22 protein-coding genes are annotated in these 25,451 nt (G+C 50.4%); 12 read left to right on the top strand and 10 right to left on the bottom strand.

Features of this window, described 5'->3' with window-relative positions:
* Positions 1 to 123 precede the first annotated feature (123 nt).
* Both BTA51_RS24415 and BTA51_RS24410 read right to left on the bottom strand, forming a co-directional pair.
* Positions 124 to 750: a DUF6160 family protein gene (locus tag BTA51_RS24415; RefSeq protein WP_094711694.1), complete on the bottom strand. Its 627-nt coding sequence runs from the start codon at positions 748 to 750 to the stop codon at positions 124 to 126.
* A gap of 196 nt (positions 751 to 946) precedes the next feature.
* Entirely contained in the window at positions 947 to 2,758 is a 1,812-nt protein-coding gene (locus BTA51_RS24410) for a choice-of-anchor D domain-containing protein (RefSeq protein ID WP_246841178.1), read from the bottom strand.
* Between the two features lie 383 nt (positions 2,759 to 3,141).
* On the opposite strand from BTA51_RS24410, the gene BTA51_RS24405 reads away from it, so the two are divergent.
* Entirely contained in the window at positions 3,142 to 4,206 is a 1,065-nt protein-coding gene (locus BTA51_RS24405; RefSeq protein ID WP_094711692.1) for an AraC family transcriptional regulator, read from the top strand.
* A gap of 40 nt (positions 4,207 to 4,246) precedes the next feature.
* Here BTA51_RS24405 and BTA51_RS24400 read toward each other — a convergent pair whose 3' ends face one another.
* A complete protein-coding gene (locus tag BTA51_RS24400) occupies positions 4,247 to 4,699 on the bottom strand; it encodes a MerR family transcriptional regulator (RefSeq protein ID WP_168188281.1) in 453 nt (150 codons plus the stop codon).
* A gap of 98 nt (positions 4,700 to 4,797) precedes the next feature.
* On the opposite strand from BTA51_RS24400, the gene BTA51_RS24395 reads away from it, so the two are divergent.
* On the top strand, positions 4,798 to 6,030 hold the full coding sequence (locus BTA51_RS24395; protein WP_094711690.1) for an NADH:flavin oxidoreductase/NADH oxidase family protein: 1,233 nt from the start codon (positions 4,798 to 4,800) through the stop codon (positions 6,028 to 6,030).
* Between the two features lie 49 nt (positions 6,031 to 6,079).
* Here the strand turns inward: BTA51_RS24395 and BTA51_RS24390 are convergent, their stop codons facing one another.
* On the bottom strand, positions 6,080 to 6,661 hold the full coding sequence (locus BTA51_RS24390) for a DUF6624 domain-containing protein (RefSeq protein ID WP_094711689.1): 582 nt from the start codon (positions 6,659 to 6,661) through the stop codon (positions 6,080 to 6,082).
* 358 nt (positions 6,662 to 7,019) lie between these two features.
* On the opposite strand from BTA51_RS24390, the gene BTA51_RS24385 reads away from it, so the two are divergent.
* The 3 genes from BTA51_RS24385 to BTA51_RS24375 all read left to right on the top strand — a co-directional run bounded on the left by BTA51_RS24385 (position 7,020) and on the right by BTA51_RS24375 (position 10,878).
* On the top strand, positions 7,020 to 8,801 hold the full coding sequence (locus BTA51_RS24385; RefSeq protein WP_094711688.1) for a thiamine pyrophosphate-binding protein: 1,782 nt from the start codon (positions 7,020 to 7,022) through the stop codon (positions 8,799 to 8,801).
* A 159-nt stretch (positions 8,802 to 8,960) separates the two neighbouring features.
* Positions 8,961 to 10,091 (top strand): hypothetical protein, encoded by a 1,131-nt coding sequence (locus BTA51_RS24380; RefSeq protein WP_094711687.1) that lies wholly within the window; start codon positions 8,961 to 8,963, stop codon positions 10,089 to 10,091.
* 232 nt (positions 10,092 to 10,323) lie between these two features.
* The gene (locus BTA51_RS24375; RefSeq protein ID WP_094711686.1) at positions 10,324 to 10,878 is read left to right on the top strand and encodes a hypothetical protein; all 555 of its coding nucleotides are present in this window, start codon (positions 10,324 to 10,326) and stop codon (positions 10,876 to 10,878) included.
* Positions 10,879 to 10,900: 22 nt separating this feature from the next.
* Here BTA51_RS24375 and BTA51_RS24370 read toward each other — a convergent pair whose 3' ends face one another.
* The 6 genes from BTA51_RS24370 to BTA51_RS24345 form a co-directional block, all read right to left on the bottom strand.
* Positions 10,901 to 11,245, bottom strand: coding sequence for a cytochrome C oxidase subunit IV family protein (locus BTA51_RS24370; protein ID WP_094711685.1), 345 nt, complete (start codon positions 11,243 to 11,245; stop codon positions 10,901 to 10,903).
* Between the two features lie 104 nt (positions 11,246 to 11,349).
* On the bottom strand, positions 11,350 to 12,033 hold the full coding sequence (locus tag BTA51_RS24365) for a heme-copper oxidase subunit III family protein (protein ID WP_094711684.1): 684 nt from the start codon (positions 12,031 to 12,033) through the stop codon (positions 11,350 to 11,352).
* A gap of 4 nt (positions 12,034 to 12,037) precedes the next feature.
* On the bottom strand, positions 12,038 to 12,721 hold the full coding sequence (locus BTA51_RS24360) for a cytochrome c oxidase subunit 3 (RefSeq protein WP_246841177.1): 684 nt from the start codon (positions 12,719 to 12,721) through the stop codon (positions 12,038 to 12,040).
* Positions 12,721 to 14,526: a cytochrome c oxidase subunit I gene (ctaD, locus tag BTA51_RS24355; protein ID WP_094711682.1), complete on the bottom strand. Its 1,806-nt coding sequence runs from the start codon at positions 14,524 to 14,526 to the stop codon at positions 12,721 to 12,723. Before ctaD ends, BTA51_RS24360 begins: the two co-directional genes overlap by 1 nt.
* A 73-nt stretch (positions 14,527 to 14,599) precedes the next feature.
* On the bottom strand, positions 14,600 to 16,081 hold the full coding sequence (locus BTA51_RS24350) for a cytochrome c oxidase subunit II (protein ID WP_094711681.1): 1,482 nt from the start codon (positions 16,079 to 16,081) through the stop codon (positions 14,600 to 14,602).
* A gap of 405 nt (positions 16,082 to 16,486) precedes the next feature.
* A complete protein-coding gene (locus BTA51_RS24345) occupies positions 16,487 to 17,146 on the bottom strand; it encodes a LysE/ArgO family amino acid transporter (RefSeq protein ID WP_094711680.1) in 660 nt (219 codons plus the stop codon).
* Between the two features lie 119 nt (positions 17,147 to 17,265).
* On the opposite strand from BTA51_RS24345, the gene BTA51_RS24340 reads away from it, so the two are divergent.
* The 7 genes from BTA51_RS24340 (at position 17,266) to BTA51_RS24310 (ending at position 25,422) form a co-directional block, all read left to right on the top strand.
* Complete coding sequence (locus BTA51_RS24340; RefSeq protein WP_094711679.1) at positions 17,266 to 18,186, top strand: LysR family transcriptional regulator ArgP; 921 nt, start codon at positions 17,266 to 17,268, stop codon at positions 18,184 to 18,186.
* Positions 18,187 to 18,251: 65 nt separating this feature from the next.
* Positions 18,252 to 18,878, top strand: a complete 627-nt coding sequence (gene udk, locus BTA51_RS24335; protein WP_094711678.1) for a uridine kinase — start codon at positions 18,252 to 18,254, stop codon at positions 18,876 to 18,878.
* Between the two features lie 555 nt (positions 18,879 to 19,433).
* Positions 19,434 to 20,234 (top strand): helix-turn-helix domain-containing protein, encoded by an 801-nt coding sequence (locus tag BTA51_RS24330; protein ID WP_168188280.1) that lies wholly within the window; start codon positions 19,434 to 19,436, stop codon positions 20,232 to 20,234.
* 357 nt (positions 20,235 to 20,591) lie between these two features.
* The gene (locus tag BTA51_RS24325) at positions 20,592 to 21,719 is read left to right on the top strand and encodes a 3-deoxy-7-phosphoheptulonate synthase (RefSeq protein WP_371333224.1); all 1,128 of its coding nucleotides are present in this window, start codon (positions 20,592 to 20,594) and stop codon (positions 21,717 to 21,719) included.
* A gap of 326 nt (positions 21,720 to 22,045) precedes the next feature.
* Complete coding sequence (locus BTA51_RS24320; protein WP_094711675.1) at positions 22,046 to 23,623, top strand: NAD(P)/FAD-dependent oxidoreductase; 1,578 nt, start codon at positions 22,046 to 22,048, stop codon at positions 23,621 to 23,623.
* A gap of 142 nt (positions 23,624 to 23,765) precedes the next feature.
* Positions 23,766 to 24,365: a chorismate pyruvate-lyase family protein gene (locus BTA51_RS24315; protein WP_094711674.1), complete on the top strand. Its 600-nt coding sequence runs from the start codon at positions 23,766 to 23,768 to the stop codon at positions 24,363 to 24,365.
* Positions 24,366 to 24,432: 67 nt separating this feature from the next.
* Complete coding sequence (locus tag BTA51_RS24310; protein ID WP_094711673.1) at positions 24,433 to 25,422, top strand: sulfite exporter TauE/SafE family protein; 990 nt, start codon at positions 24,433 to 24,435, stop codon at positions 25,420 to 25,422.
* Positions 25,423 to 25,451: the final 29 nt, after the last annotated feature.

The raw sequence follows: 25,451 nt of genomic DNA, 5'->3' as shown, positions 1-25,451 counted from the left end.
AGAGCTGTTCCATAGAAACTAAAGAGGCCTATTGAAACGAAAAAACCCGATGGATCGGACAATCCATCGGGAAACGGGTGACTAAAGAGTTTATAAAAAGCTTAGGAGTCTCAAACGAATTGCTTAGAGCCCGTTACCTCGAACCACCAGACTCAGGCCATCAATATTCATTCCGATCAATTCCACGCCGCCAAAGCTGCTGACCTCATGACCAACAATCTGAAGGCCGTCATAATCTTCAACGAACACGCCCATATTGCCCACTCTGAAGTTAATATCCGAGTTGGCAAAGGTAATACCGATACCACCATCGCCTTCAGACACCGCGCCGCCGTTTCCAATCACGTTGGCCAGGTCAGCGGTGGCGTCGATGGTCATATCCACCGAACCGGCAATAGAAATATCTTCAGCCAGAAAACCAGCATAAGGTGTTTCAACCAGACTGTCCTGGAGAGGCAACAGGCGGGTATTCACGCCCAGGTTGGTGTCCTGATCCCAACCGCCTTCGATGTCGACAATCCATTTGAAAGCATCAATCGTGATGCCGGCGCCACTCCAGTCAATGCCATAAAAGTCCCCGGTGCTGGCATCCACACCTGAAATGGAACCAAATCCGGCTTCAATAACCAGCCCGCTTTGACCGGTAACATCCGCCAATTTAGTGTCATCAATGGATTTGAGTTCGGCCTGTGCAGTAAAAGAAACCGCAGCGGCTGTCAGTAACAACACACTTTTTCTCAGCCCTTTCATTTTCTGTTCTCCAATCTATTGTTTTATCTTAGTTTTTATTATGCCCGGCCAAATTCAGCACTTGCCCGTGGCGTCGTCACCCAGGAACTGCCTGTGCAATTCCCTGATGAATTCTCACTCCTGAAAAAAAGGGCCGCTCATACAGAGCTGGGAGGACTCAACGAGCGGCCTCGGCCTTACACTTAAATAGTCTCCTTCACTGCTGCGGCTTCAGGTCCAGGTCGATAGAGTTTCCGGGACCGGCAAGGAACTGACTGAGAACGCTGGTCAGCAATCCACAGTTATCCAGCGCTGGAAGCTCGTAGTTACCCACGAGTCTTCCGCCATTGAGAGGCTGGAAGATTTCGCCATCAGGAGTTGCCACGGTAAAGGTCACCGGATCCATGGTGCGGCAGCTGTCGCCTCCGCCAATTGGAATGGGCAATCCGAAGATATTCACGGTGACTTTCGGTACTTTGACATAGGCGGTGGAGTCCGCTGTCAGTTTACCGTTTACCAGGCTTCCGGTGGTTTGCCCAACGGGTTCAAACTCAACGTATGCCGTGGCAGTCAACTTACGGAACAATTGGGAAATATGGAAAGTGCCACTAGTAGGATTCAGCATCATATCGGCAGTGATCATACCGGTGGACAGGTCCAATATGCTGTCAATGGTGCCGGTCAAGGACAGTGTGTTGTCCGATGCAGCCACATAGGTACTGCCATCCACATCCATGACGATAGGCAATGTATTGTCCACCGGGTCTCTTCCGCTACCGCTCAGCGCAACGGCGACAGAAGCTTCATCCGGATCGTTGGATTCAATCGTCAGGACATCACTGCTGGCATCGGAGGAATTGGCAGTATAGGTCATTGTCACGGAGCAGCTACCTTCTGGAGCGACAATGTCGCAATCCGTACCGGTGATAATGAAATCACCATTATTGGCCAACGCGACACTGGTGACATTCAGACTGGCACCGCCGGTATTTGTCACCGTCAGGGTACGTTCGGCTGAGTTACCGATTTCAATGACACCGAAGTCGATTTCCTCTGCGCTCAGTTCAATATCGGATACGGGCTCTACCAATCCATTGCCGCTTAGATCAATCGTGACATTAGGCGTATCAGGATCGTCAGACGCAATGCTCAAGACAGCATTCTGAGCACCTTCCTCTGAAGCGGCGTAGGTGACACTGATGTTGCAGCTTTCGCCTGCTGCCAGAGTGGTACAGTTGTTGGTTTGGACAAATTCACTGGCATCCGCGCCAGAAAGCGTCACACCATTGATACCAAGAATATCTCCGCCTTTATTGCTGACCGTCACATCCGTCTGTTCAGACATGCCCAGCTGTACATCGCCAAAATCTATAGAAGCCGGATCTACGCTGATATCCTGAGGAATATTCACATCGCCTTCGACGATCTCAAACGTGTGAAGTACATTATTCTGCCCTTCCTCGACAGTACAGTCAGAGGTGAACTCGCCAATCGGAGGATTCGCGGGAGTACCGTCACTTTTCAGATTAACCAGATCAAGAACCAGATCATCAATCGTGAGTTTGGCCGTGCCCACATCCGCCAGGGTAAAATCAACCGCCGGCGCATCACCTACGGCCGGCACATCAAAGTCTCCGGTGACTTCTGGCACCGCAGTTGGCTCAATCGTCAGAAGCACTTCATTTGGAATATCACGATTAACGGTGGAAATCGTTGTAATACTGGTAGCCTCGCCGGTCACAGTCTTAGCCTGCATGAGCGACAGCCCCTGTCGAGAGGTATCGTTAACCCGGGTAATCGTGCTGACCGTGATAGGACCCAGACTCTCGCCCACTTTAACTTCTGCCGGATAGTCCGCATTAATGGTCGCGAGGATGGGCTGATCGCCAATCAACGGGAACGGACACTGCATTTGCAGAACCAGTGAAACGGGATCGGCATTGGCTGCACCATGTGCCGTCATCAAGACGACGCCGGCTATTGCCGCTCGTAATCGATTCCTTGGGAAGGGAGTTGCTGTATGGTTCATGTTTCATCCTCTCTTTTCTATTTTTTTATGAAACACAGGTAGCGATACGACATGCCATCTGCTGCGTGCCTTGCTATGGGTGCCACAAACAGACACAAGATTTTGTATTGAAGTAACCAGACCAGTGCCACTATTAAGCCGACAGGCAAAGGTTGTGGTCATTGACTTAAACGGCAGGGGTTTTGTTAAAAACGGAAACCTGTGGGACTGATCTCCGGTTTCGTGAAATTGATCAAATTTTAAAAATGAAAAAATCGACAGAGTCCTTTCCAATTGAAGAGTCGGGGCACTAGAATCTGGCCATGGGTACCATAAAAATAATCATACCGGCTTCCGGTATTGCATAACGCCCCCAGTAACCAGGACTTATTGAAAACGGAATTATGACTAACGCTTTAACCTATGATGTTCCTCTCGTTTCCACGAGGTATGCACGCCGATTTCTGCGTTTCATGGAATCAAAAGGTGTAAGCGCTGATGTACTCCTGTCCAACAGCGAGGTAGACGCTGATACTCTCAACAACCCCGATGCATTCCTGTCAGTTAATCAGGTTATCAGGGTTCTTGAACATGCAGAATGGCTGGTAGCGGATGAACGAGCCGCGTTCCAGTTCGGACAACAACTGGATCTGATTGCCCACGGGCTGTTTGGATACGTACTGCTGAGCAGGGACGATTACTACAAACTCGTCGAGATGGTCGTTGAGCACCTGCGGGTTTGCCTGCCTCTCATAGACATGGAATTCAGCATTGTTGGCACCGACGCCCGAATCCGATTGCACGACACCTGGAAGATGGGCAAAGCACGACCTTTTCTTGCCAAGATTTACATGGGCAGCATCTACACTGTCGCCTCTCAAATCTCCCGCAACATGAGATTCGAGTTTGATTTTGACAGTGAACTGGACGGCGACGCCTGGCATGCCATCGCACCTGATGCCGATTGGCAGTTTGGCAGCGAATACAATCAGGTCACTCTTCCACTCATTGGACGTCACAGCCAGGTAGACCATCACCGGGTTGCCTACTCCCTGGCCAAGGAACGCTGTCGCGAGAATGCCTCCATCGGCAGAGAAAGAAGTGAAAGCAGAGAAAGAAATGAAAGTAGGGAAAGAAAGGAAAGCAGCGAAATTGCCATCCAGGTGCGGGAATATATTCTGAAGTCACCCGGCAGAGCGACTTTGGAGCGGACCGCCCAGCAACTTAATATGAGTGCGCGCAATTTACGCAATCACCTGTCCCACGCCGGTACATCGTTTCGTGAAATGCACAATGAAATACGCCGCAGCTACGCGGATCTTTATTTGGCAGAAACACCGGTTCCCCTGGAGGACATTGCCCGTAAACTGGGGTTCAGTGATCAGGCCAGTTTTACCCGGGCCTACCGGAGCTGGACCGGGAACACACCGGGAGACTACAGGCGCCAGGCCAAGAGTACAGCTCACTGACGTCCAGCTGAGCAAGCTGATGTCCAACTAAACAAATAGCTTACAGGGGAAGACCGTTGGTGAGAGCTCTCAGTTCAGCGTCACTCAAGCAGCCTCCCCTGGCCCAGGTTTTCTGCAGCAGTTGTTTGATACCAGCGAGCGTACTGTGCTTTGCCGTCAATTCATCGATCAACGTTCCAAGTTCCTGCAGCCTGATATCGATGGCCTGCATGACCCGCTGATGATCCAGCTCTTTACCTTCATCTTTTAGCAGAACCGGTATGTCGGCCAGGGAAAATCCAAGAGACTGCATTCCACGAATCATCTGCAATCGCAATACAGCTTCTTCAGTGTAACGGCGATCTCCCCCACTGGTCCGTTGTATACCGGTTAAAATGTTCAACCGTTCATAGTAACGAATGGTAGATGCCGGTACCCCGGTCATTTCGGCAAGCTGACCGATTCTCATCATGGTGTGACTCCCGGCAGACTGGCTGCTCATTTGGCTGCTCATTTGGCTGCTCATTCGATTTTAATTTTCGCTTGAATTTAAACCTGACTTCAAGTTTAACATCCTCACCACCATGACCAACAACCCTGTGGAATCAGCCCATGACATCAAACGTTTTCTCCTCCATCACTCTGCCTAATGGACAGCAAATCAAGAACCGGCTGGTGAAAGCCGCAATGGAAGAAAATCTTGGCAACCGGTCTCTGGTTCCAGATGGGCGGCTGGTCAACCTCTACAGTAAATGGGCTCAAGGCGGAGTGGGCCTGATCATCACCGGAAATGTCATGGTAGACCGATTCGCCATGACAGGCCCCGGCGGGGTTGCTCTGGAAGCGAACACTGAACTGGAAGGTTTCAAGCGTTGGTCTGAGTCAGCCAAGCAGAATGACACCCGGGTCTGGATGCAGATCAACCATCCAGGCCGTCAGGTATTTAAGAAGATGGGAGGAAAGGCACTGTCAGCCTCCGCGGTACCACTGGATCTGGGTAAACATTCAGGGCTCTTCGATACTCCCCGGGCGATGACCGAAGAGGAAATCCAGGATGTGATTCAGCGCTTTATCACGACCGCGAAGAAAGCCCATCAAGCCGGCTTCGATGGTGTCGAAGTGCATGCTGCCCACGGTTACCTGTTGAATCAGTTCCTCTCTCCACTGACGAATCAACGTAATGACCAATGGGGTGGCAGTCTCGAAAACAGAGCCCGACTACTTCTGGACATTGTCCGTGGCATCAGGAAATCGGTACCTGAAAGTTTTGCCGTGGCGGTAAAACTCAACTCTGCGGACTTTCAGCGGGGAGGCTTCGATCTGGAAGACGCCAAAAACGTGGTTTCCATGCTCAATCCGTTGGGCGTTGACCTGATTGAAATTTCCGGAGGCAACTACGAAGCCCCTGCAATGCAAGGACGCACTGCCGACGATAGAACGCTGGCCAGAGAAGCTTACTTTCTGGAGTTCGCTAAAGATATCGCCACGGTCAGCCAGGTTCCTGTGATGAGTACCGGCGGCATCAGCCGCCACGAGACGGCAGAAAAAGTGATCGCAGCCGGTGTTGATCTCGCCGGAATTGCCAGCGCTTTGGCGATTTGTCCTGAGTTGCCCAATTTATGGCAAAGGAATAGCGGTTTTACCCCGGAGATTCCCCGCCCTGCCTGGAAGGACAAAACCATGAGCAGCCTTGCCGTCATGTCGACCATTCGTCGATACCTGAATCGTTGGAGCCAGAACAAGCATCATAAATCCCTTGATCCTCTGACCAGCCTGATTTTTGATCAGTTCAGAGCAGCAAAGTTAGTCAGGCGATATCGCCGGACACTAGCGCAAGCCTCCTGACAGGGAGAGATATCCTGCATAAACAGCTTCTGATGACGAGAATTCTCAGTCACTCCCTGGACTGATAAACCTCTTCCACCATCTTTAGATACTCGGCCAGCGGAATCATGTCCATTTTAGCCCGACGCTGGTCCACGTTTTCCTCGTCTTCAATGGGGAGGAAAACGAGCCTGCCCTCAACAACTTCAAGCTGTGTACCGTAGAGCTGTTTTTGCCCCAGATTCACCCGAACCCTGTCAGTTAGCAAGGCAACGTCCTGCCCACTGATTCCCTCATTGTTTTCGTAGGACGATGTTAACAGTGGTAGCATAGAGCGTTGAAAATCAATATCCGGAGAGTGTTGGATTATTAGAAATACCGCCAGCATCCCCTCCTCGCCAATCAGGTCCTTGGTGGGCCATCCATGCTGATCCAGTATTTCCTTCACTCTCTTTGTATTTTTCTCGTCAATCCTGAGCATCTCTTCATGCAGCTCAGTTGAAATATTCTCCCATCCCTTCTCTTCAAACACTTTTCTAATGCCCTGATCCTCCGTCTCCATATTTAGCAGCTCCTGCTGGAGCTCTAAATTCAATTGGGCTTGTGCCCAAAATGAAGCAAGTAGAATCATCAAACCACACATAACACGCATGAAATCACTCCTTTTTCATATAATTGTCGTACTTTTAGTCTTCGTGCTTTTAATCGTTATACTTTTAATAATTATCCTTGGGGGGGGGATGATAGCTTCCGACTTCATCCATGTCTGCATTAGGGCATTGGCACGATCATATTTATCTGGCTCTGGCAAAAGCAAAACAATCCAGCTTTGGCAGTCATACTGACATCAAATCAGTTCATCGATTTTCACAATTTAGGTATTTTTGCGCTTCGCGAGTAATCCAAAAAGACTATGCTAAACTGCCTATAGGTGTTACATCCGAAGGTCGGCCCACCATTTCCGACCAAAGGTTGCGACATGCCGGGAATTGCGGCAAAGGAGAGTAACCATGGAACCATTGCCTCGTGTTATGAAGTCTCCGTCTTCAACCTGTACGGATCTCCTGATCGACTTTTTCTCTTTACTTGATATTCGCTATATCTTTGGCGTCCCGGGTGGAAACATTGACCCGCTTTGTCACCGGCTGGCGCAGCGCCGTGCCGAACCAATACCCCGCTGGATTCTGACACGCAGTGAAGCTGGAGCAGCCTATATGGCTGACGGCTATTTCCGGGAAACCGGCAAAATCGGCGTATGTGGAACCACCTCCGGCCCCGGCGCTACCAACCTGCTGACTCCCATTGCCAATGCTTTTGTCGACAATATCCCGCTGCTTGCGATCACTGCCCAGACACCGATCAGTACCTTTGGCCGGGGTGCCATGCAGGAAACCAGCGGTGCCGGCATAGACAGCATGCTGATGTTCGAAGGTTGTACCCGTTACAACTCGCTGGTATCGCACCCGGATCAATTGATTCACAAGCTGCATCTGGCCCTGTCCAACGCTTTGGGCCTGACTCCGGGGCCAGTCCATCTGAGCATCCCTTCCGACATTCTGACCATGCCGATCTCAGCCGCATTCAATGATTATCCTTATATCAACCGCCCAATGGAGGCGACGCCGGATAAACAGCTGCTAAATCAGCTGAGAAACCTGATCAGCGGCGCTTCCAAAGCGGTGTTTGCTCTCGGTCCAGGGGCTGAAGAAGCCATGTCTTCGATACTTAAAATCGCAGAAACCCTGAACTGGCCGATCGTGACATTCCCCATGTCGAGAGGATTGATTAACGCTCGCCACCCCCTGTTTCGAGGTGTCTTCGGAACCGCCGGGCACGAATCGGCTCGTCTGGCGTTATCCCGGGAATCCGCTCCTTTGGTATTTGTTGTGGGCGCGGACCTGGATGAGACCGCGACCTGTGGGTGGGACGGCACCACCATTCTGAGTTCCCGGATGATCCACGTCAGTAACAATCCGGAGCAGCTGTCCCGTTCCTATATGGCCAGGTTGAATGTTCTGGGAAGCCCCAGAGTGGTATTCAACACTCTGGTAAAAGATATGAAGCTGAACCGGCAATCGGAAAGCAGACCCACACAGATCCCTCCCAATCCCCGGGAAAAACCGGACAACTTTTCTGTCATGCATTGGGAGGATTGTATTACGGATGCCAGCCCGTTGAATCCACGCCAGGTATTTACTTACGTCAGCAGCCAGATTCCCGGCAATACCCGGGTGTACGTGGATACCGGTAACAGTTTCTACTGGTCGACCCATTACTGGATGCAGAATATTCCCGACTTCACGACACATAACCTGGTCAATATATCCATGGGATTCGCCACCATGGGCTGGGCAATTGGCGCATCCATCGGTTGCAAGTTCGGTCACCCGGAAGCCCCGGTACTCTGTATAACCGGGGACGGCTCGGTATTGATGTCCAGCCTGGAATTTACGGTGTCGGGGCAGAATCGTCTCAATGTTGTATTTATGGTGATGAACAATGGAAGTCTCGGGACGATACGTCACGGACAGAAACTACGGGGCTTTGAAAACACCGCCAACACGCTGCCTGAAGTCAACTATGCCCTGATGGGCAGGGCAATGGGAATCGAATCCTATCGTGTCTGCACGATGGACCAGCTCCGACAGATCAACTGGGGAGCGATTCTCAATCAGAGAGATCCGGTAATTCTGGATCTGGTGATCAATGGCGATGTTGCCCCTCCAATAGGACAACGAATCAATGCACTGGGACGGGGAGCAGGCAATGACAGCAAGGTAAAACCCGTCTGATCAAAAACCAGTCGTTTCTCGCACTTTTTGAGACACAGACAACATTTTTATGCCCTAACAGGTGATAGCCTGCCATGTTAGGGAAGTTATCAATGTGGTAAACGACTCCCGACAACCTCAACAATAACGAAGTTCGATAACCAGCTGGAGACGGTCAGGATGAAGTCTGAAGCAAATAATGCTGTATCCGTTTATATCAACACCATCTCTATCCCATATGTCCGCACATCACTTTTGATGCTGGCCGGTGGTATGTTCTTAAACACCCTGCAAGGGTGCAGCCTGTTCCAGGAATCGCCTGGAATCGAGACAGAGTCATCCCAGGCACAGATCCTGGAAGAAGCGACTCCTGTCTCATCTGCTCCGGCTACAACAGAAACCGTCGGCTCTCAAACATTGGTATCCAAAGACACCAACAACGAGCCGACGCAGGAAACGATTGTCGAAGTCTCTTCTCAACCTGCGCCCGCGCCGGACAAGCCTGAAGATGCTGTCACTGAGAAGACCGCAGCCGCGGATCCAACAATCCCGGAGCCCACTTCAAAAGACATCGCAAAGGCTTTGACTTATGTGTCTGTGGCTACTGCGCCTGAAACGGCTCAAGCCTCCACCCAAAGCCCCCATGAAACAACCTCTTCCACGACGCAGGTATCCTCTGCATCGGAGGAAGACAGTATTCAGAATCGTGAGATTATCAAAGATCTGAATAGTGCTCCGGCACCTGCGGCAGGACAGGCGATTACTGCCATGCCCTCCAGCAATGCCGGGCAGGACGCAGTAACTGAAGAGGCCGTGGCCCAGGCGGCGGCACCTAAACAGAATACCAAGGACTCATTGCACAAACTGCTGCAAAACCTGGAACAGCCTTCCAAGCCGGACCAGATATTGGGAACCTACGGAATATGGGAGCTGCGCAAGGTCTGGAACGGCAACGAAAGTGGCTGCCGTCTGAGCACCCACACCATTCAAGTGGATGATGACCGGTTTACCTCTCAAATCTGGGTCTCCGTTCAGCCACAGCATTTAATTCTCAACGCATCTTCCGAGATACATCTGAATGCCAGCGGCAGCGGCGTCCGGCTCGATAAAGGACAGCTGATTCCCTTTACCGGTCAAGCCATTCCCTCGCATGCAGTGTTGTCAGACGATCTGATCAATCGGCTGGCGAAGAGCCAAAAGCTTCATCTCTACGTAATGATTGGAGACTTGCAATCCAGGGTGACGCACACTGAGATCAACCTGAAGGATCTGCGGGCTGCAGTCGGAGCTTTCAATAAGTGCCGCTCCTGAACACTTGAAGAACAGCTCCAGCCCCAGAAACTATAGGGCTTTCGGCAGTTCAACGCCCCAGCACCACTCTGACAATCGTTCAGGGTGGTGCTAGACTTATACAGGGCACACAGGAAAGTGAATTCCGACGTCGTTGTGCACCTTTGGCCTTTGGGCGACGGTGAGAACCTGAAGACCATAAAGACGCCTGGATGCAGGGTTATCATTAAAAATATGCGATGGGAGGTGTGTCATGAATCGGCACTATTACATCAGCGATGACCTGGATGACCTCGAAAGCGTTGAAGACGAACTGGAAGCTAATGGTATCAATACGGAACAGATCCATGTTCTTAGCGAAAACGATGCCGAAGTCGAACAACACCATCTTCACGACGTTACATCTTTTATGAAAAAGGATGTCGTCCACTCAGGTGAGATTGGAGCCGTCGTTGGCGTCAGCCTTGCCATCGTAATTCTGGTTGGAGCCTATCTGACCGGACTGACGGAAACCGCAGCAGGCTGGGTTCCGTTTATATTCCTGTCAATCGTCATTCTGGGCTTCTCTATCTGGGAAGGCGGATTACGCGGCATACAGGAACCCAATGAGCACTTCCGCAAATTCCAGAAGATCCTGAAAGAAGGTAAACATATATTCTTTGTGGATGTAGAACCCTCCCAGGAAGAGATTCTGGACCGGGTCGTCAGCCATCATCATTCTCTTCAGGTCGCCGGTACCGGCGCGGCCTCCCCTCACTGGGCCGTGTTCTGGCAACACAAGTGGCATCAGTTCAAACAACTGATATAAGAACCTGCCGCTAAATCTCTTCTTATGGATGACCTGCCAACGCCTCGGCGGGTTGTCCAAAGAAGAAGACTCGTGCCCAGAAAATGTAGTCCGCCTCGGACGCCATCAACCCAATCAGTACCAACAGGCATAGCGGTGGGATCAATATGGCGTAAATGATGGCGAGCCTTTCCCAAGCCATGTGCATGAAGATCGAAACGATCAATCCCGCTTTCAGCAACATGAACAAGATGATCAGCGACCAACGCAGCATTCCATGCAAATGGAAATAGTCCACCAGATAGGACATGGTGCTCAACACGAACAATAATCCCCAGATTTTCAGGTAGAGACCGATGGGGTGCTGTTGGCCTTCAATATGTGGCATCACCTTACCCTCCTCTTTTCTGACCTTTTAGAAGTCTCCCTTTATCTAACCTTAGAGAAGTCTTCCTAATCCCGAGTGAACAGAACTACCAGATTTTCCCTGGGTCACCACAGGTAGAAGAATGCAAAAATAAACACCCATACCAGATCCACAAAGTGCCAGTACAGTCCGGCAATTTCGACAATCTGGTAGTTGCCCCGTCGCTCATAGTCACCGCGAAACACCTTGAAAGCGACGGTTAACAGATAGATAACGCCAATGGACACATGCAGACCGTGAAATCCTGTAATCATGAAGAAACATGAGCCGAATTGGGCCGCGCCCATGGGATTCCACCAGGGGCGAACTCCTTCGGCGATCAGCTTGCTCCATTCGAACGCCTGCATGCCAACAAACGTCGCCCCAAACATCGCGGTGATCACCATGAGTGCCGCCGTTCTCCGGCGGTCCCGCCGATAACCGAAATTGACGGCCATAGCCATGGTGCCGCTGCTGGAGATCAGGACGAATGTCATAATGGCAATCAGGATCAGGGGAATGGATCGTCCTGCGATATCCAGGGCAAAGACTTCGCTGGGGATCGGCCAGGGATCGGTGGTCGTCATCCGGACGGACATGTACCCCACCAGGAAACAGGAAAAGATAAACGTGTCGCTCAGCAGGAATATCCACATCATGGCTTTACCCCAGGGTACTCCCTTAAAGGCTTCTTTATCGGAAGCCCAATCCTGGGATAACTGTTTCCAGCCTGAGCTGGTAGAAGGGTTCAAAGTGGAATCTGCTGCCATGATCTCACCTCAATCCGCAAAGAGCCGCAATGGCTGCATAGGTTTCCGGTTTACTGGTCAGTAAAGCGAACAGAACCAGCCAGACGAACAGTAAGTAGTGCCAATAGATTGCGCAGAGCTCTAACCCTGCGTTGACAACCGGCATGGCCTGGCGCTGCCAGACCCTTTCCATAGAGCGCATCCAGGCGATCAGGCCACCGGCAATATGGATGGCATGGAGCCCGGTTAACAGATAGAAGAAACTAATGGCCGGATTCACGGATACGGTAAATCCAAACTCCGCCAGCCGCCCCCACAGTATTGCCTGTCCCACAATAAAGGCCGCCGCCATCATTCCGGCGATCACGGTTGCGGCAGCCACCGTTGACCGGAGGTGTTTCCTGGAGGCCATCCGTGCCACCTGAATACTGATACTGGCGAGTACCAGAAACGCCGTGTTGACCCATAATGCCGAGGTATTCCCCAACGGGCCGAGAGGCCCCGTCAGACTCTGCCAGTCGCTGAACTGGGAACGGCCGATAAAGGTCACCACAAAGAGCATGAACAGAGACGTGACAACCGCCAACAATATTCTGACAGCCACCTTTGTCGCCTGAAAACGCCATAACAACCCGCCCGCCGGGTCTGGCGAAGACCATCCCCCTGGCTCACCAAGATCCAGGGTTCGCATCTGAGGAGAATGCGCCATTATTCACCTCCCTCGGAATCTGCGTTTCCTGTCATTTCCTGGTCCGTTGATTTCTGGCCGCCTTCACTCTCCCTGAGACGTATCAACTCTTCTTCGGATACGGTCTGTGGCAGGTAATCCTGCTCAATTCCCGGCACGCTATAGTCATATGCCCAGCGGTGCACAACCGGCAATTTGTATCCCCAGTTACCATGTTTGGGTGGTGTTTCCGGTGTCTGCCATTCCAGAGAGTTGGCATGCCAGGGGTTGCCGCCGGACTTCCGACCGTGTTTCAAACTCCAGAACAGGTTGAACAAAAACAGGATCTGGCTGACGCCGACAATCAGCGCTGCGACAGTAATAAAGGCATTCAGGTCATGGGCTGATTGGGGAATGAATTCAAAGTTTTCATACGCATAGTAGCGACGGGGCATGCCCAGAAATCCGAGGTAGTGCATGGGAAAGTAGACGGCATAAGTCCCCAGGAAGGTAATCCAGAAATGCACTTGTCCCAGTCTCTCATTCAGCATTCTGCCGGTAATTTTGGGATACCAGTGATATATGGACCCGAACACCACCAGTATCGGGGCGACTCCCATCACCATATGAAAATGGGCCACGACAAAATAGGTATCTGACAAGGGCACATCAATAATGACATTCCCCAGAAACAGACCGGTCAGGCCACCGACCAGGAAGGTCAGGATAAATGCCAGAGCAAACAACATGGGCACGGTCAGATGGATACTTCCCCGCCACAGCGTTAATACCCAGTTATAGACCTTCAGGGCCGTTGGTACGGCAATAATCAGCGTGGTGGTAGCAAAGAAAAATCCGAAATAGGGATTCATCCCGCTAACGTACATATGGTGCGCCCACACAATAAAACTCAGCACGCCAATCGCAATAATGGCCCATACCATCATCCTGTACCCGAAAATATTCTTTCTGGCATGGGTGCTGATCAGGTCGGAGACCAGACCAAACGCCGGCAGCGCAACGATGTAGACCTCCGGATGTCCGAAAAACCAGAACAGGTGCTGGAACAGAATCGGGCTGCCTCCCTGGTGATCCAGCGGTTGCCCCAGGGAAATGATCGCGGGAATAAAGAAACTGGTGCCCAACAACCGGTCGAACAACATCATCACCGCACTGACAAATAATGCAGGAAAGGCCAGTAACGCGAGAATGGTGGCAACAAATATTCCCCATACCGCCAATGGCATACGAAACAGGGTCATTCCATGGGTTCGCGCCTGCAGGACAGTCGTCACGTAGTTCAGCCCTCCCATGGTGGCAGCCACGATAAATATGGCCAGGGACACCAGCATCAGAACGATTCCCCAATCCGCACCGGGCGTTCCCTGCGTGATCGCCTGGGGTGGGTACAATGTCCAGCCTGCGCCAGTGGGGCCTCCCGGAGCAAAGAAACTGGCAATCAGGACAATAACCGAAACCAGATAGAACCAATAGCTGAGCATATTGACGTAGGGGAACACCATGTCCCGGGCACCGACCATCAAGGGGATCAGGTAGTTGCCGAATCCACCCAGGAACAGCGCCGTCAGCAGGTAGATCACCATGATCATGCCGTGCATGGTCATGGCCTGATAGTAGGTGGAGGCATCCATAAATTCGAGACTACCGGGAAAACCGATCTGCATGCGCATCAGTCCGGACAACACCAATGCAATCAGCCCGACAAAAATCGCCGTCAGGGAGTACTGTATCGCGATCACCTTGTGATCCTGACTCCAGATATATTTGGTAATGAAGCTCTTCGGTTCGTGAAGCTCTTCAGTTTCCGCAAGTTCTGCATAGGCCATTACATCGTCCTCTTCTCAAATGCCCCTGTCTGATTCGTCTCCTTTTCCACAACTTTTGCAATCAGGTTTCGGCTTACTCGCTTAATGACTCCAGATAGGCAAGCACAGCAGCCAGATCCTCTTCATTCATGGAGTATGTCGGCATCACTGGAGAAAACCCTTTCACCACCTGAGCCCCAGGATGGAGGATGGAATCCTCAAGGTACTGCTCATCCGCTATCACCGTACTTCCGTCAGCCAGCGTTTCACTCTTTCCGAACAGATTTTTCCAGGTCGGCCCGACACCCTGACGACCATCAGTTGAGTGACAGGCAGTACACCCAAGGTTTTGCACTAGCCGTTTTCCAAGAGCCGCCTGCTCTCCATGACCTACCAGCTCTCCAGGGTCCGTCTTCTCTCCATGACCCTTCTGATCAGTAGCTCCCTGTGAACCGGAATCCTTACTCTCTTCCGACGGCTGAGCCAGAGACTTGATCAGAGCTATCAATGCCGCCAGATTCTCATCGTCCAGGTTGTAGGCCACCATCACAGGAGGGAATCCCTGCACAATTTTGGCCTTGGGTTGGGAGATGGACTCTTTGATGTAGTCCTCATCGACAACAATGGTAGAACCATCCGTCAGCGTTTCTGTCTTGCCGTAGAGGTCTTTCCAGCTTGGCCCCAGGCTGTTACTTCCATCCAGGCTGTGACAGGCCGTGCACCCCAGATTTTCTGCCAGCTGCCGCCCCTGTATCTGACGATTGGAAGAGGCCGCCATCGACTTGCTGCTCTGAGAGGAAGCAAAGGTGGTTTGATTTCCCAACCATTGCTGATAATCCTCAGCCTCATCCACCCACATGATGCCGCGCATGTTGTAATGTCCGACGCCGCAAAATTCCGCGCACAGAATTTCGTATTTACCGGCTTTGGTAGGTGTGAACCAGAAGTAGGACACCAGTCCGGGAACCATGTCCATCTTGGAGCGGATCTGGGGGATGTAGAAGTTGTGTAAAACATCTTTCGATCGTAACAACACCTTCACAGGCTGCCCCAGCGGAAGGTGGATCTCATTGCTGACAACAATCAGGTCGTCCTGTCCTTTAGGATCCTCCGGACTCACCCCAAGAGGGTTGTCCGCCGATACCCACTTTATTTCCGAAGTGCCCAGCTCCCCGTCCTCTCCGGGCAATCGGTAGGACCATTGCCACTGCTGCCCGAACACTTCAACAATGGCAGCATCCTCCGGGACATGAACAAAATCGTTATAAACCACCAACCCTGGCGCCAGCATCCCCATAATGCCGATAGAAGTGATGATGATCAGCCACCACTCAAGCTTACGGTTCTCGGGTTCATAGGCCGCGCGCTTACCGTGCTTATGGTGAAAGCGCCATATAGCCACCGCCACAAAAATCCCAACCGCCACAAAGAAAATCCCCGTTATCACGATCGTTATCAACAACGCATGATCAATTGATCCCCAATTGGATGCGGCTTCCGTGGCATGCCATGGACTGAACACATGAAACAGCACGGACGCGATAACAATGACAACAAGAATAACGGCCAACAACATAGTTGCTCACCTTTGACAGGCTATAAGGGATATCCGCCTGTTACGAAGTAATCTGATACGCTTTGATCCGGCCTTGTCTGTGGACACGGCAGGAGAAGATATCCGGCATGTCCGGATCCAAGAGTTAAGAAAGCCGAAATCGGGAAGATATGAAGGAGTTTTTTTTGACCCGCTCTCTCCCTCCGGCCGCCTGCCGGTATCAAGAGAGAGCACAACCAAAACAGAGAGGCAGTATTGGTCAGCTCGACGAATTCATTTGCCAGACTACGAACAACGGATATCGTCGCATCCACGACGTTCCCCCTTTCGCAGATTGCGATGTTGCATTCCGACGAATCTATAAGAAGTCTAGACCTCAGAAATCAAACTTACCAGTATGGCCGCACCGGCAACCGGCCTGACCGGCTAGCCGTTAAAGAATTCCAGGGAAGCCCCGCCGGAGACGGCTGGATAGTACCCAAAAGCCTGCCACCACAAGGTTGCGGCCAAGGACCACATCAACATCCCCACCAGAACATCCAGCATACGCCAGGTCTCAGGCTTCGCAAAAAGAGGGGCAAGACGGCGCGCACCAATCACCAGAACCAAGAACCAGGTGGTCGAAGCCAGCATGGCACCGGCACCGAACCATATCCGCTCCGGCATGGGATACTGCCCGCCGATACTGCCGATGAGTAATACCGTATCGAGATACACATGGGGATTCAGCAAGGAGATAGCGGCGGTGACCCAAATAGCGTTCGAACGCGAATGCAATACCCTGCCCCCGGTATTCATACTCTGTCCATTGAACGCAGAGTATAATGCCCGTGCACCATAAGCAGTTAAAAACAAAGCTCCACCGAGAGCCGCTCCCAACAGCAATACCGGCTCCCCGGCAACCACAACGCCGACTCCGGCAATCCCTGCATAGATCAGACACACATCAATCACAATACAAGTAGCCGCAATCGTCAACGCATACTGTCCGCGCAGTCCTTGAGTTAACACATAGGCATTCTGTGCCCCAATGGCAACAATCAGGCTACCGGCGGTAATAAACCCCTTGAATAATGTAATCCCCATTTTCCTTTCTCTTTTTGTCCACAGAAGATTTGTTTTGTCCACATAAGATTTGCGCAAAGATTAGGGCAGCCACTAAAATTAGGACAGTTAATAATATTTCTGAGACATTAGAGGCGCTAATGACGCTGGACATAAGACAACTTCAGGCTCTGGCATCGGTCATTGACGAGGGCAGCTTTGAGAAAGCCGCCCGGAGACTGTCTCTGACGCAATCGGCCATCTCACAACGGATACGTCAGCTGGAGAAATCTCTGGGGAAAATTCTCGTGATCAGGGAGTCTCCTGCCAGGCTCACGGATGATGGCTTACGCTTGATGAAGTACTACAGACAGATTGATCATCTGCAAACAGAAATGATCACACAATTTAATATGCAGGAAACGACTCCCCGCCCTCTGGCAATCGGCACCAATGCCGACAGTCTGGCGACCTGGTTACTGGAAGCCTTGTCCCCAATGCTCGAGGAAAGCCAGTGGCGAATGGATATCAGGGTAGACGACCAGGATCGTACCCATGAGCTGCTGCATAACGGCGAAGTCATTGGCTGTATCAGCAGCAGCTCATCCACGATAAGCGGTTGTAACTGTTTTCATCTGGGAACCATGGTATACCGTTGTCTCGTAGCGCCTTCATATATTGAGCGATACTTCCCTGACGGCATTACAAAGCAGTCGATCCAACAGGCGCCCTATGCGGAATACAACTTTAAAGACGATCTGCAGAAGCTGTATTTGCAGAAATATCACCAGATAGAGCCCGTTCACCCTCCCCATCGAATTCCCTCGACAGAATCCTTTCTTGAGTTTATTTGCCGGGGGCATGCCTGGGGAATGGTTCCAGATGTACAGTCGAAAAACCTTCAGCTTTCAGGCGCGGTAGTTGAACTGATCCCGGACTGCCCTCTGGACATAGAACTCTATTGGCACATTTGGGATCTGAAAAGCTCGATGAGCCAGAAATTAACCGATGCCATCATACAGCAGGCTCAAAAATCCCTGGTCAATTCCACATCATCCGAAACTTTCTGTGCCGACCTGTAACAAATAGTTCATCGATAAAGGCTGAATCGTTAAACTAGGCTCTTTTGACGATCTGGAAACCCAACATGTCCTCCATTTTTATCGGAATTACCGGCGCCTCTGCCTCAGGAAAAAGTCTCTTGTCCGCCACTATCTACGAAGAACTGAAGGAAGAGGTCGGAGCCTGGCAGATCGGTATCATCAAGGAGGATTCTTACTACAAAGACCAATCCCATATGGAGATGCCCGAGAGAATTCTCACCAACTATGATCACCCCAATGCCTTTGATCATGATCTCCTCGTCGAACATCTGGATGAATTGAGAGAGGATCGCCAGATCGATGTTCCGGTTTACGACTTCAAGGAACACAACCGTAGCCGCGAGACAATTTCCATGGAAGCGCGAAAGGTCATCATAGTTGAAGGTATTCTGTTGCTAAGCGATAAAAATATCCGACAACGCCTGGATACCAGTATTTACGTGGATACCCCTCTTGATATCTGCTTGCTGCGCAGGTTGCGACGCGATATGGAAGAACGTGGACGGACCATGGAATCCATCGTCCAACAATACAAAAAAACCGTCAGACCCATGTTTCTTGAGTTTGTAGAACCTTCGAAACAATTCGCCGATATCATTGTTCCACGAGGAGGAAAAAACCGCGTTGCAATTGAAATGCTCAAAGCACGTATCAAGCAGCTTCTGGATTAGGACAACCCGGGGAATCATCACCCTGTACGGGTGTGATTTGCGCCAGCCCGATTGATCGATAGGTTGTGATAACTAATCCAAAAGTCGAATTACCTATATCATTTTTAATAGATACACCATATTGACATGTAATTTTGGTTACCATATTAATAATAAATAGAGGTACAAAGTCAGGTCTTGCGCACGTCGCGTACTGACAGTCATCGTTAGCGTTTGCCAGTCTTGTTGGCTTTCATAAAGCCAACACAGGCCAGTTCCAATGCGCTCGAAAGATACAGTTGACTGACAGAAGCACTATCTGGAGGTGTTTCTGTTTGAAGGAATCATTAGTCAATCTTCCATAGGAGAGAACCATATGAGTGTCAGATCGTCATAACAGCCCCTCTTGTTTTTTCATCAACTAGTTTGGATGAACTTTCGCTCCGGTATACACCTGCGCCTTATCCAAGGATGCGCGTGAATCCTTTGGCCAACATACGCTGGCCTTGTTGTGGAAAGCTGTGGCAAACAGGTTGGTCCAACTGCTTAATAATCATATTTGCGTTGGAAAAAGTGATGAATACAGAGTGTGAAAAGGATGTTCAACCGGGCCGAATAATCTATCCGGGGAAACTGTTGTCGCCCTATGTGAACTACTATCTGATGCTCACAGGCAACTATGAGCAAAGTGAAGTGGTGGATTTCTACCCTGATGGGGGGGTAGGCGTCATAATCAATCTGGAAGGCAACATACTGTTAAACAAGAAGCTACTCGGCAAAGGTGTGTTTTTTGATGGCGCCAACTCAAAAAAAGTACAGCTAGAACTCAAGGGAAAAGTCAGCCTCATTGGAATCCGGTTCAAACCGGGAACCTTCTCCCTGTTTTTCGATGCCGACCTCAGTAAATTCCATAATACCTTCCACAACCTCTACGCCATAGGGTACATGCTACCCAAACGTTTTTTTGAATTCCTGGAATCCTGCATTACAGACAAACAACGGATCATTGCGATAGAGACCTGGCTGGCCTACAACCTGTCAGAGCCCGACCACAACATCTCCGTTGTCCTGGCCGCACTAAAATCAATTTCAGCCAACCAATACGACATTGAACTGCAGTCCCTGGTGGAAGAAATTGGTGTGGATATCCGGCAGTTGCAACGACTGTTCAAAAAACAAATGGGAATGAGCCCCAAGAAACTGGTAAAGCTGTTACGTGCAGATGTCGCCAGAAAAATGCTGACCAACAGCCAGACACTTTCCTGCCTGGAGATAACTTATCGCTGCGGATACTACGATCAGGCCCACTTCAACCGCGAATTTAAAAATATCTATGGGGTTACCCCAAACAGATACCGCAGAATATATACAGATTAATTTTTCCTTGAGCGCCTCGCTTGTCGCACCGGGTTCGTCCCGGGTCGACACAGGCCTGTCCCATTAACTTTCTCTCGAATTCGTCGACAATCCTTCTATCAACTTGTCTGTCAGCTCTTCCATCGATTTATTTAACAGTCTTTTCCTTTATCAACAAAACAACATATCATCATTAAACATCATCCATATTTAATTTTTGACATAATTCACAGCTTGCAGTTTTACAATACCTTTCCGATCGATCGCTCGTTTTTATCCTCAAAATTGTCGCAATTGTACTATTTGACATTTTCCCTTTGCGTTTAATCTGAATATGACTCTTAAGTTGAAGGTCAAGCTCTTGGCTTTTACCAGACAATGTTATGGAAACAAAACGAGGTTAAAAGGATGCTAGTCTCACTGGATAAGATCGATAACGTACATGTTTCCGGCGAACAACAGATTATCAGTCCCGCAAAACTCCGCGAGATATATCCTGCCGGAAGAGATATAACTCAAATGATAATTAAATCAAGAAATACAGTTTCCCGCATTATTCAACAAAAAGACCCGAGAGTATTAGTAATAACCGGCCCCTGTTCAATCCATGATATGCAAGCAGCCAAAGAATATGCGTATCGGTTAAAGGAACTGCACGATGCCTACAAGGAAAACTTGTTTATCGTTATGCGGGTGTACTTTGAAAAGCCACGCACAACTGTCGGCTGGAAGGGGTTCATCAACGATCCTTACCTGGACGACTCCTTTGAAGTTGAACAAGGGTTGCACAACGCAAGGGAGCTCCTCCTGTTCCTGGCTGATCTGGAACTACCGGCAGCAACCGAAGCACTGGACCCAATGACCCCGCAGTACCTCAGCGACCTGATAAGCTGGGTGGCTGTAGGCGCACGTACCACGGAGTCCCAGGTTCACCGTGAAATGGCGAGTGGCCTGTCAATGCCGGTAGGATTCAAGAACGGTACCGACGGAAACGTCAATGTTGCCGTCAATGCCATGAAATCCGCCACGTCTGCACACCGCTTCCTGGGCATTAACTCGGACGGCTGCATCTCACTGATCAACAGTACGGGCAACCCCAATGTCCATCTCATCCTTCGCGGAGGCAGACATCCCAACTACACCCGGAGCTGTGTCAATGAAGCCGAGCAAATGCTGGGCGCAGCCGGGCTTAGTCAGAGTATTGTCGTTGACTGCAGCCATGGTAACTCGGAAAGCAACTTCAAACGCCAGGCTATCGTTGCCGAAAACGTCGGTCTGCAAATCAGAGAAGGCAGCCCGATTGTAGGAGTCATGCTGGAAAGTCACATCAATGAAGGCAAACAGCCTATGTCCTCAAACAAGGACAATCTTCAATACGGCGTATCGATTACGGATGCCTGTATCGGCTGGGAGGAAACCCGGCGGGTCATATTTGGCTTAAACGAAAACGTCTCCCGCATCATCGAGGATCGAGCCAATATTCCTGCTGTTGCAGAAATGGCATAACCGGAGATTAAAGGATTACTTCCTGTTGGATGGCAGTGAGAAATTACGGGTACAGGTCGACTTATTGAACATTCAATCATTTATTCAATACAGTATTGTACTGGATAAAATAGCAAGAAAACTTGGCCATATAATTCCATCAATATCTGTCGCAATTTTACAATTTAACATAGGCAAAACTGATCTAGCATATTTTACAGGCGGCTTGATATATCGCTCTCGTTATACATATGTATAAAAACATTTTTCGTCCAACAGGCATCAATATATTTTATACGCAGATATTGCATCCGCATCATATAAAGAAATTGTAATGGAGATATACAATGAAAAAAAGCATAGCTGTTATAGGCGCTGGACTGTCTGGTATTGCGGCTATTAAGCAATTAACGGATGAGGGTCACAACGTCATATGTTTTGAGAAACTGGATAACCCCGGGGGAGTATTTTCCCATAATGAAATATATGACGATCTGCACCTGACGATATCAAACTACTTTATGGCCTACTCGGATTTCATGCCAACCAACGAGCGCCTTAAATTCTGGTCAAAAGCAGATTACCGCAAGTATCTTCAGTCCTATCTGAATAAATTCGGCCTGGACGACAAAATCCGCTACAACACCGAAGTCCGCTCTATCAAACAGGACCCCGACACCAAAATGTGGGAAGTTGAGACCGCTACCGGCGATCAGGTCGAAACCTCCGAATTTGACGTCGTCGCGGTATGTTCCGGGCACTTCCAGCACCCCAAAATGCCCGAGATCCCAGGCCTGGATAAATTTTCCGGAAGCGTTATTCACTCAAAGTATTATCGGGATAAGAACGTTTATGAAGGCAAGAGAGTGCTCTGTGTTGGCATGGGAGAAAGCTCTGCCGATATCACTTCGGAGATATCCAGTGTTGCCAGCAAGTGTATCCTCTCACTCCGCCGATACCACGCAGTCGCCCCCCGATTTATGTCCTTCCAGGAGGACGAGTATTTTACCATCGACACTTCCTGGCTCACCTCCCGCATCGTCAACCGCCTCCCCCACCGCTTTCACGCCGGCATCACCAAAGGAATCTTCCACCGCTATATCAACAGCCGTAACCCGGACCTGCGTATTCGCGGTGAGTGGCTGATAAAATCCGGACCATCATTCCACCAGGCCGTCACCAAGAATGAGCGTGTATTCAAACCGATCGCTGACGGATTGGTAACGCCACATATTGGCGGCATCAAAATGTTTGATGAAACCGGTGTGACCTTCAAGGATGGGACGCGGGAAGAAATCGATGCCGTTGTTTTCTGCACCGGTTATAAGCTGGAATTCCCATTCCTGGATATGATGATCTCCGACATGCGGGATTTGTATAAACAGATGTTCATTCCCGAAATCGGTCAGTCATTGGCGTTTGTCGGATTCGCGCGGCCACAACAGGGCGGTGTTCCAGCCATTGCTGAAATGCAGTCCCGGTATCTTGCCCAGCTGTGCAGTAACAAGCATGAACTCCCCTCGCTATCCGAACAAAGACGAGTCATCCGTGAAGATGCTCAGCATTGGCGTGATGAATATCGAATCACTCCACAGGTGGCCTCTCTGGTGAACTACTGCCACTACATGGATTCCATAGCGAAGTTGGTGGGCTGTATGCCCAAGATCCCGGCCTTGTGGCAAAACCCCGGTTTGCGCATCAAGCTGCTGCACGGACCGCAATTTGCCATTCAATACAGGCTTACCGGTCCTCACAGCATGCCCAAGGAAGCTGAAAATTTCCTGATGAACTTCCCGAATATCAGTGATTGGAAAAGGATCGCTTATTTGGAGGCCGGAGATCTCGCCTGCAAGATTCTGCACAAGCTTCCCCAGTTCAAAATCAGGAGAATGACGCAGAGCGCTTTCAGCATTGCCGGTAACTGATACTTTGGTTGTTAATGATATTTGGCTGTTAACAATAACCGGTCTTTAGCAGCTTCCTGCACCTAACGGTAGTAAAAGCCGGCACGACTGTCTGTGCCGGCTCTCTATCAGACCCTTTTAGTGCTCATATGGAAATGTCACCATGATCAAGATATCCAAAGAAAATCTACGCTCTCAGAATGATCAGTTTGAGCTGGAGGAACACCTGAGCATACTGCAAAGGATTTTGCTCAACTCTGACGGCACCATGACAAACCTGTTAGAGGAAATGCTGCAGGAGGATTTGTACGCCCACAAAATTTTTGAAGATATCTCTCCTTCCACCGAGGATCTCCCCATGCTTGCGCTCACAGAGGGACAACCCATATGGCGCCGGATGATCACTCTGCAGGGAAAACACAGCGGACTGAACTATCTCTACGCAGACTCACTGATTGCCCAGGATAACCTGGACAAAGAGTTTGCCGACACACTTCTGAATACCGGCACCCCTATCGGAAAGATATGGGAACTGTTCCGGGTCGAAACTTACAAAAGCCTGGATGAATGGGGAGAGGAACCCGCCGGAAACCTTGCCGACCTGTTTTCAATTGATCAGACAGATATGCTGCTGTTCCGCACCTACAGGGTTTTCTCTCAAAAGAAACCCGTCATGCAGATAACCGAGAAATTCCCAAAACAGTGGTTCCTTGATGGCTCATTGATCAGAAAACAGCAACAGGCCTCAGTCGGGGCATATTAGGAGCACCATGCGGTCATCCTGACAACTGGTGATATAGAGCCCGCTTACTTTCCAGGCTGGAAACTTTATGAAGCTTTCAACTATCAGGCCGGTGATACTGACGGCAGCTTGCGTGTGGATTGTGTGGATGATCTGCCTGGGACCACTACAGGCATTGGGTTACGTCGTACATCACTGGGAAGTCGCCCTGACCATGCTGTTCGGCTCTTTTGTTGCCGGAAGCACCAGCCTGGGAGGCGGCGCCGTCGCTTTCCCGGTATTTACCAAAGTGCTGCAGGTATCCTCTTTTGACGCCAACGTGTTTTCCCTGATGATTCAAAGTGTCGGCATGGGCACAGCTACGTTCTTCATTGTCGTTCGCAGAATCACAGTAGAATGGAGGATTGTTCTGGTCAGCACCATCGCAGGCGCAATTGGGATATATCTGGGCGCAGCCTATCTGGCCCCACTGATACCCTCCACAGCCGTTAAGATTCTGTTCAGTATGATCCTGACCAGTTTCGGGCTGACGCTGCTAATGCTGAACATCCGCCGCGAAAACCGGCATGACACAATGCCTGCCTGGGGCTATCGGGAGGTGAAAGTCATCTTTGCGGCCAGCCTGGCAGGCGGTGTCATCAGTGGCTTGCAGGGCAGCGGCATCGACATTGTAATCTTCTCAGTGATGGTGCTGTATTTTCGAATCTGCGAAAAAGTGGCGACCCCCACCTCCGTTGTCATTATGGCCTTCAACGCAATGATTGGGGCCTACCTGCACAACTTCGTTTTCAATGATACGGCCGCCAGTGTTGTTGAGTATTGGTATGCCGCAATCCCGGTGGTAGTGGTAGGAGCACCAGTAGGGGCTATCGTCTGCAGCTTCCTCAAACGAGAGGTGATCTCCAACAGCTTACTGGTTTTGATTCTGATCGACTTGATATCAACTCTGCTGCTGGTCCCCATGCAGCCATACATTATCACTCTTGGTCTGGTCTCAGTAGTTCTCTTCTCAGGAATCAATCTGATGATGCTGCGTACCCGGACATATCAGAGGCTGCCGCAGGAGGGAATAGCCTGAAGACAAAGATGCCTCAACAAACCACGGGG

Source organism: Hahella sp. CCB-MM4, from assembly GCF_002260525.1.
In the GTDB taxonomy this organism is placed as follows: Bacteria; Pseudomonadota; Gammaproteobacteria; order Pseudomonadales; family Oleiphilaceae; genus Hahella.
The sequence above is the reverse complement of the archived record's forward strand: the minus strand, read 5'-3'. Positions and strand labels throughout refer to the sequence as shown.

Coding starts and splice junctions, on each gene's coding strand:
- BTA51_RS24360 (WP_246841177.1), bottom strand. CDS start 12,721: ATGGCGCATTCTCCTCAGATGCGAACCCTGGATCTTGGTGAGCCAGGG.
- BTA51_RS24405 (WP_094711692.1), top strand. CDS start 3,142: ATGACTAACGCTTTAACCTATGATGTTCCTCTCGTTTCCACGAGGTAT.
- BTA51_RS24390 (WP_094711689.1), bottom strand. CDS start 6,661: ATGCGTGTTATGTGTGGTTTGATGATTCTACTTGCTTCATTTTGGGCA.
- ctaD (WP_094711682.1), bottom strand. CDS start 14,526: ATGGCCTATGCAGAACTTGCGGAAACTGAAGAGCTTCACGAACCGAAG.
- BTA51_RS24315 (WP_094711674.1), top strand. CDS start 23,766: ATGATCAAGATATCCAAAGAAAATCTACGCTCTCAGAATGATCAGTTT.
- BTA51_RS24395 (WP_094711690.1), top strand. CDS start 4,798: ATGACATCAAACGTTTTCTCCTCCATCACTCTGCCTAATGGACAGCAA.
- udk (WP_094711678.1), top strand. CDS start 18,252: ATGTCCTCCATTTTTATCGGAATTACCGGCGCCTCTGCCTCAGGAAAA.
- BTA51_RS24340 (WP_094711679.1), top strand. CDS start 17,266: ATGACGCTGGACATAAGACAACTTCAGGCTCTGGCATCGGTCATTGAC.
- BTA51_RS24325 (WP_371333224.1), top strand. CDS start 20,592: ATGTTATGGAAACAAAACGAGGTTAAAAGGATGCTAGTCTCACTGGAT.
- BTA51_RS24375 (WP_094711686.1), top strand. CDS start 10,324: ATGAATCGGCACTATTACATCAGCGATGACCTGGATGACCTCGAAAGC.
- BTA51_RS24320 (WP_094711675.1), top strand. CDS start 22,046: ATGAAAAAAAGCATAGCTGTTATAGGCGCTGGACTGTCTGGTATTGCG.
- BTA51_RS24310 (WP_094711673.1), top strand. CDS start 24,433: ATGAAGCTTTCAACTATCAGGCCGGTGATACTGACGGCAGCTTGCGTG.
- BTA51_RS24400 (WP_168188281.1), bottom strand. CDS start 4,699: ATGAGCAGCCAAATGAGCAGCCAGTCTGCCGGGAGTCACACCATGATG.
- BTA51_RS24385 (WP_094711688.1), top strand. CDS start 7,020: ATGGAACCATTGCCTCGTGTTATGAAGTCTCCGTCTTCAACCTGTACG.
- BTA51_RS24410 (WP_246841178.1), bottom strand. CDS start 2,758: ATGAACCATACAGCAACTCCCTTCCCAAGGAATCGATTACGAGCGGCA.
- BTA51_RS24370 (WP_094711685.1), bottom strand. CDS start 11,245: ATGCCACATATTGAAGGCCAACAGCACCCCATCGGTCTCTACCTGAAA.
- BTA51_RS24415 (WP_094711694.1), bottom strand. CDS start 750: ATGAAAGGGCTGAGAAAAAGTGTGTTGTTACTGACAGCCGCTGCGGTT.
- BTA51_RS24365 (WP_094711684.1), bottom strand. CDS start 12,033: ATGGCAGCAGATTCCACTTTGAACCCTTCTACCAGCTCAGGCTGGAAA.
- BTA51_RS24330 (WP_168188280.1), top strand. CDS start 19,434: ATGAATACAGAGTGTGAAAAGGATGTTCAACCGGGCCGAATAATCTAT.
- BTA51_RS24345 (WP_094711680.1), bottom strand. CDS start 17,146: ATGGGGATTACATTATTCAAGGGGTTTATTACCGCCGGTAGCCTGATT.
- BTA51_RS24380 (WP_094711687.1), top strand. CDS start 8,961: ATGAAGTCTGAAGCAAATAATGCTGTATCCGTTTATATCAACACCATC.
- BTA51_RS24350 (WP_094711681.1), bottom strand. CDS start 16,081: ATGTTGTTGGCCGTTATTCTTGTTGTCATTGTTATCGCGTCCGTGCTG.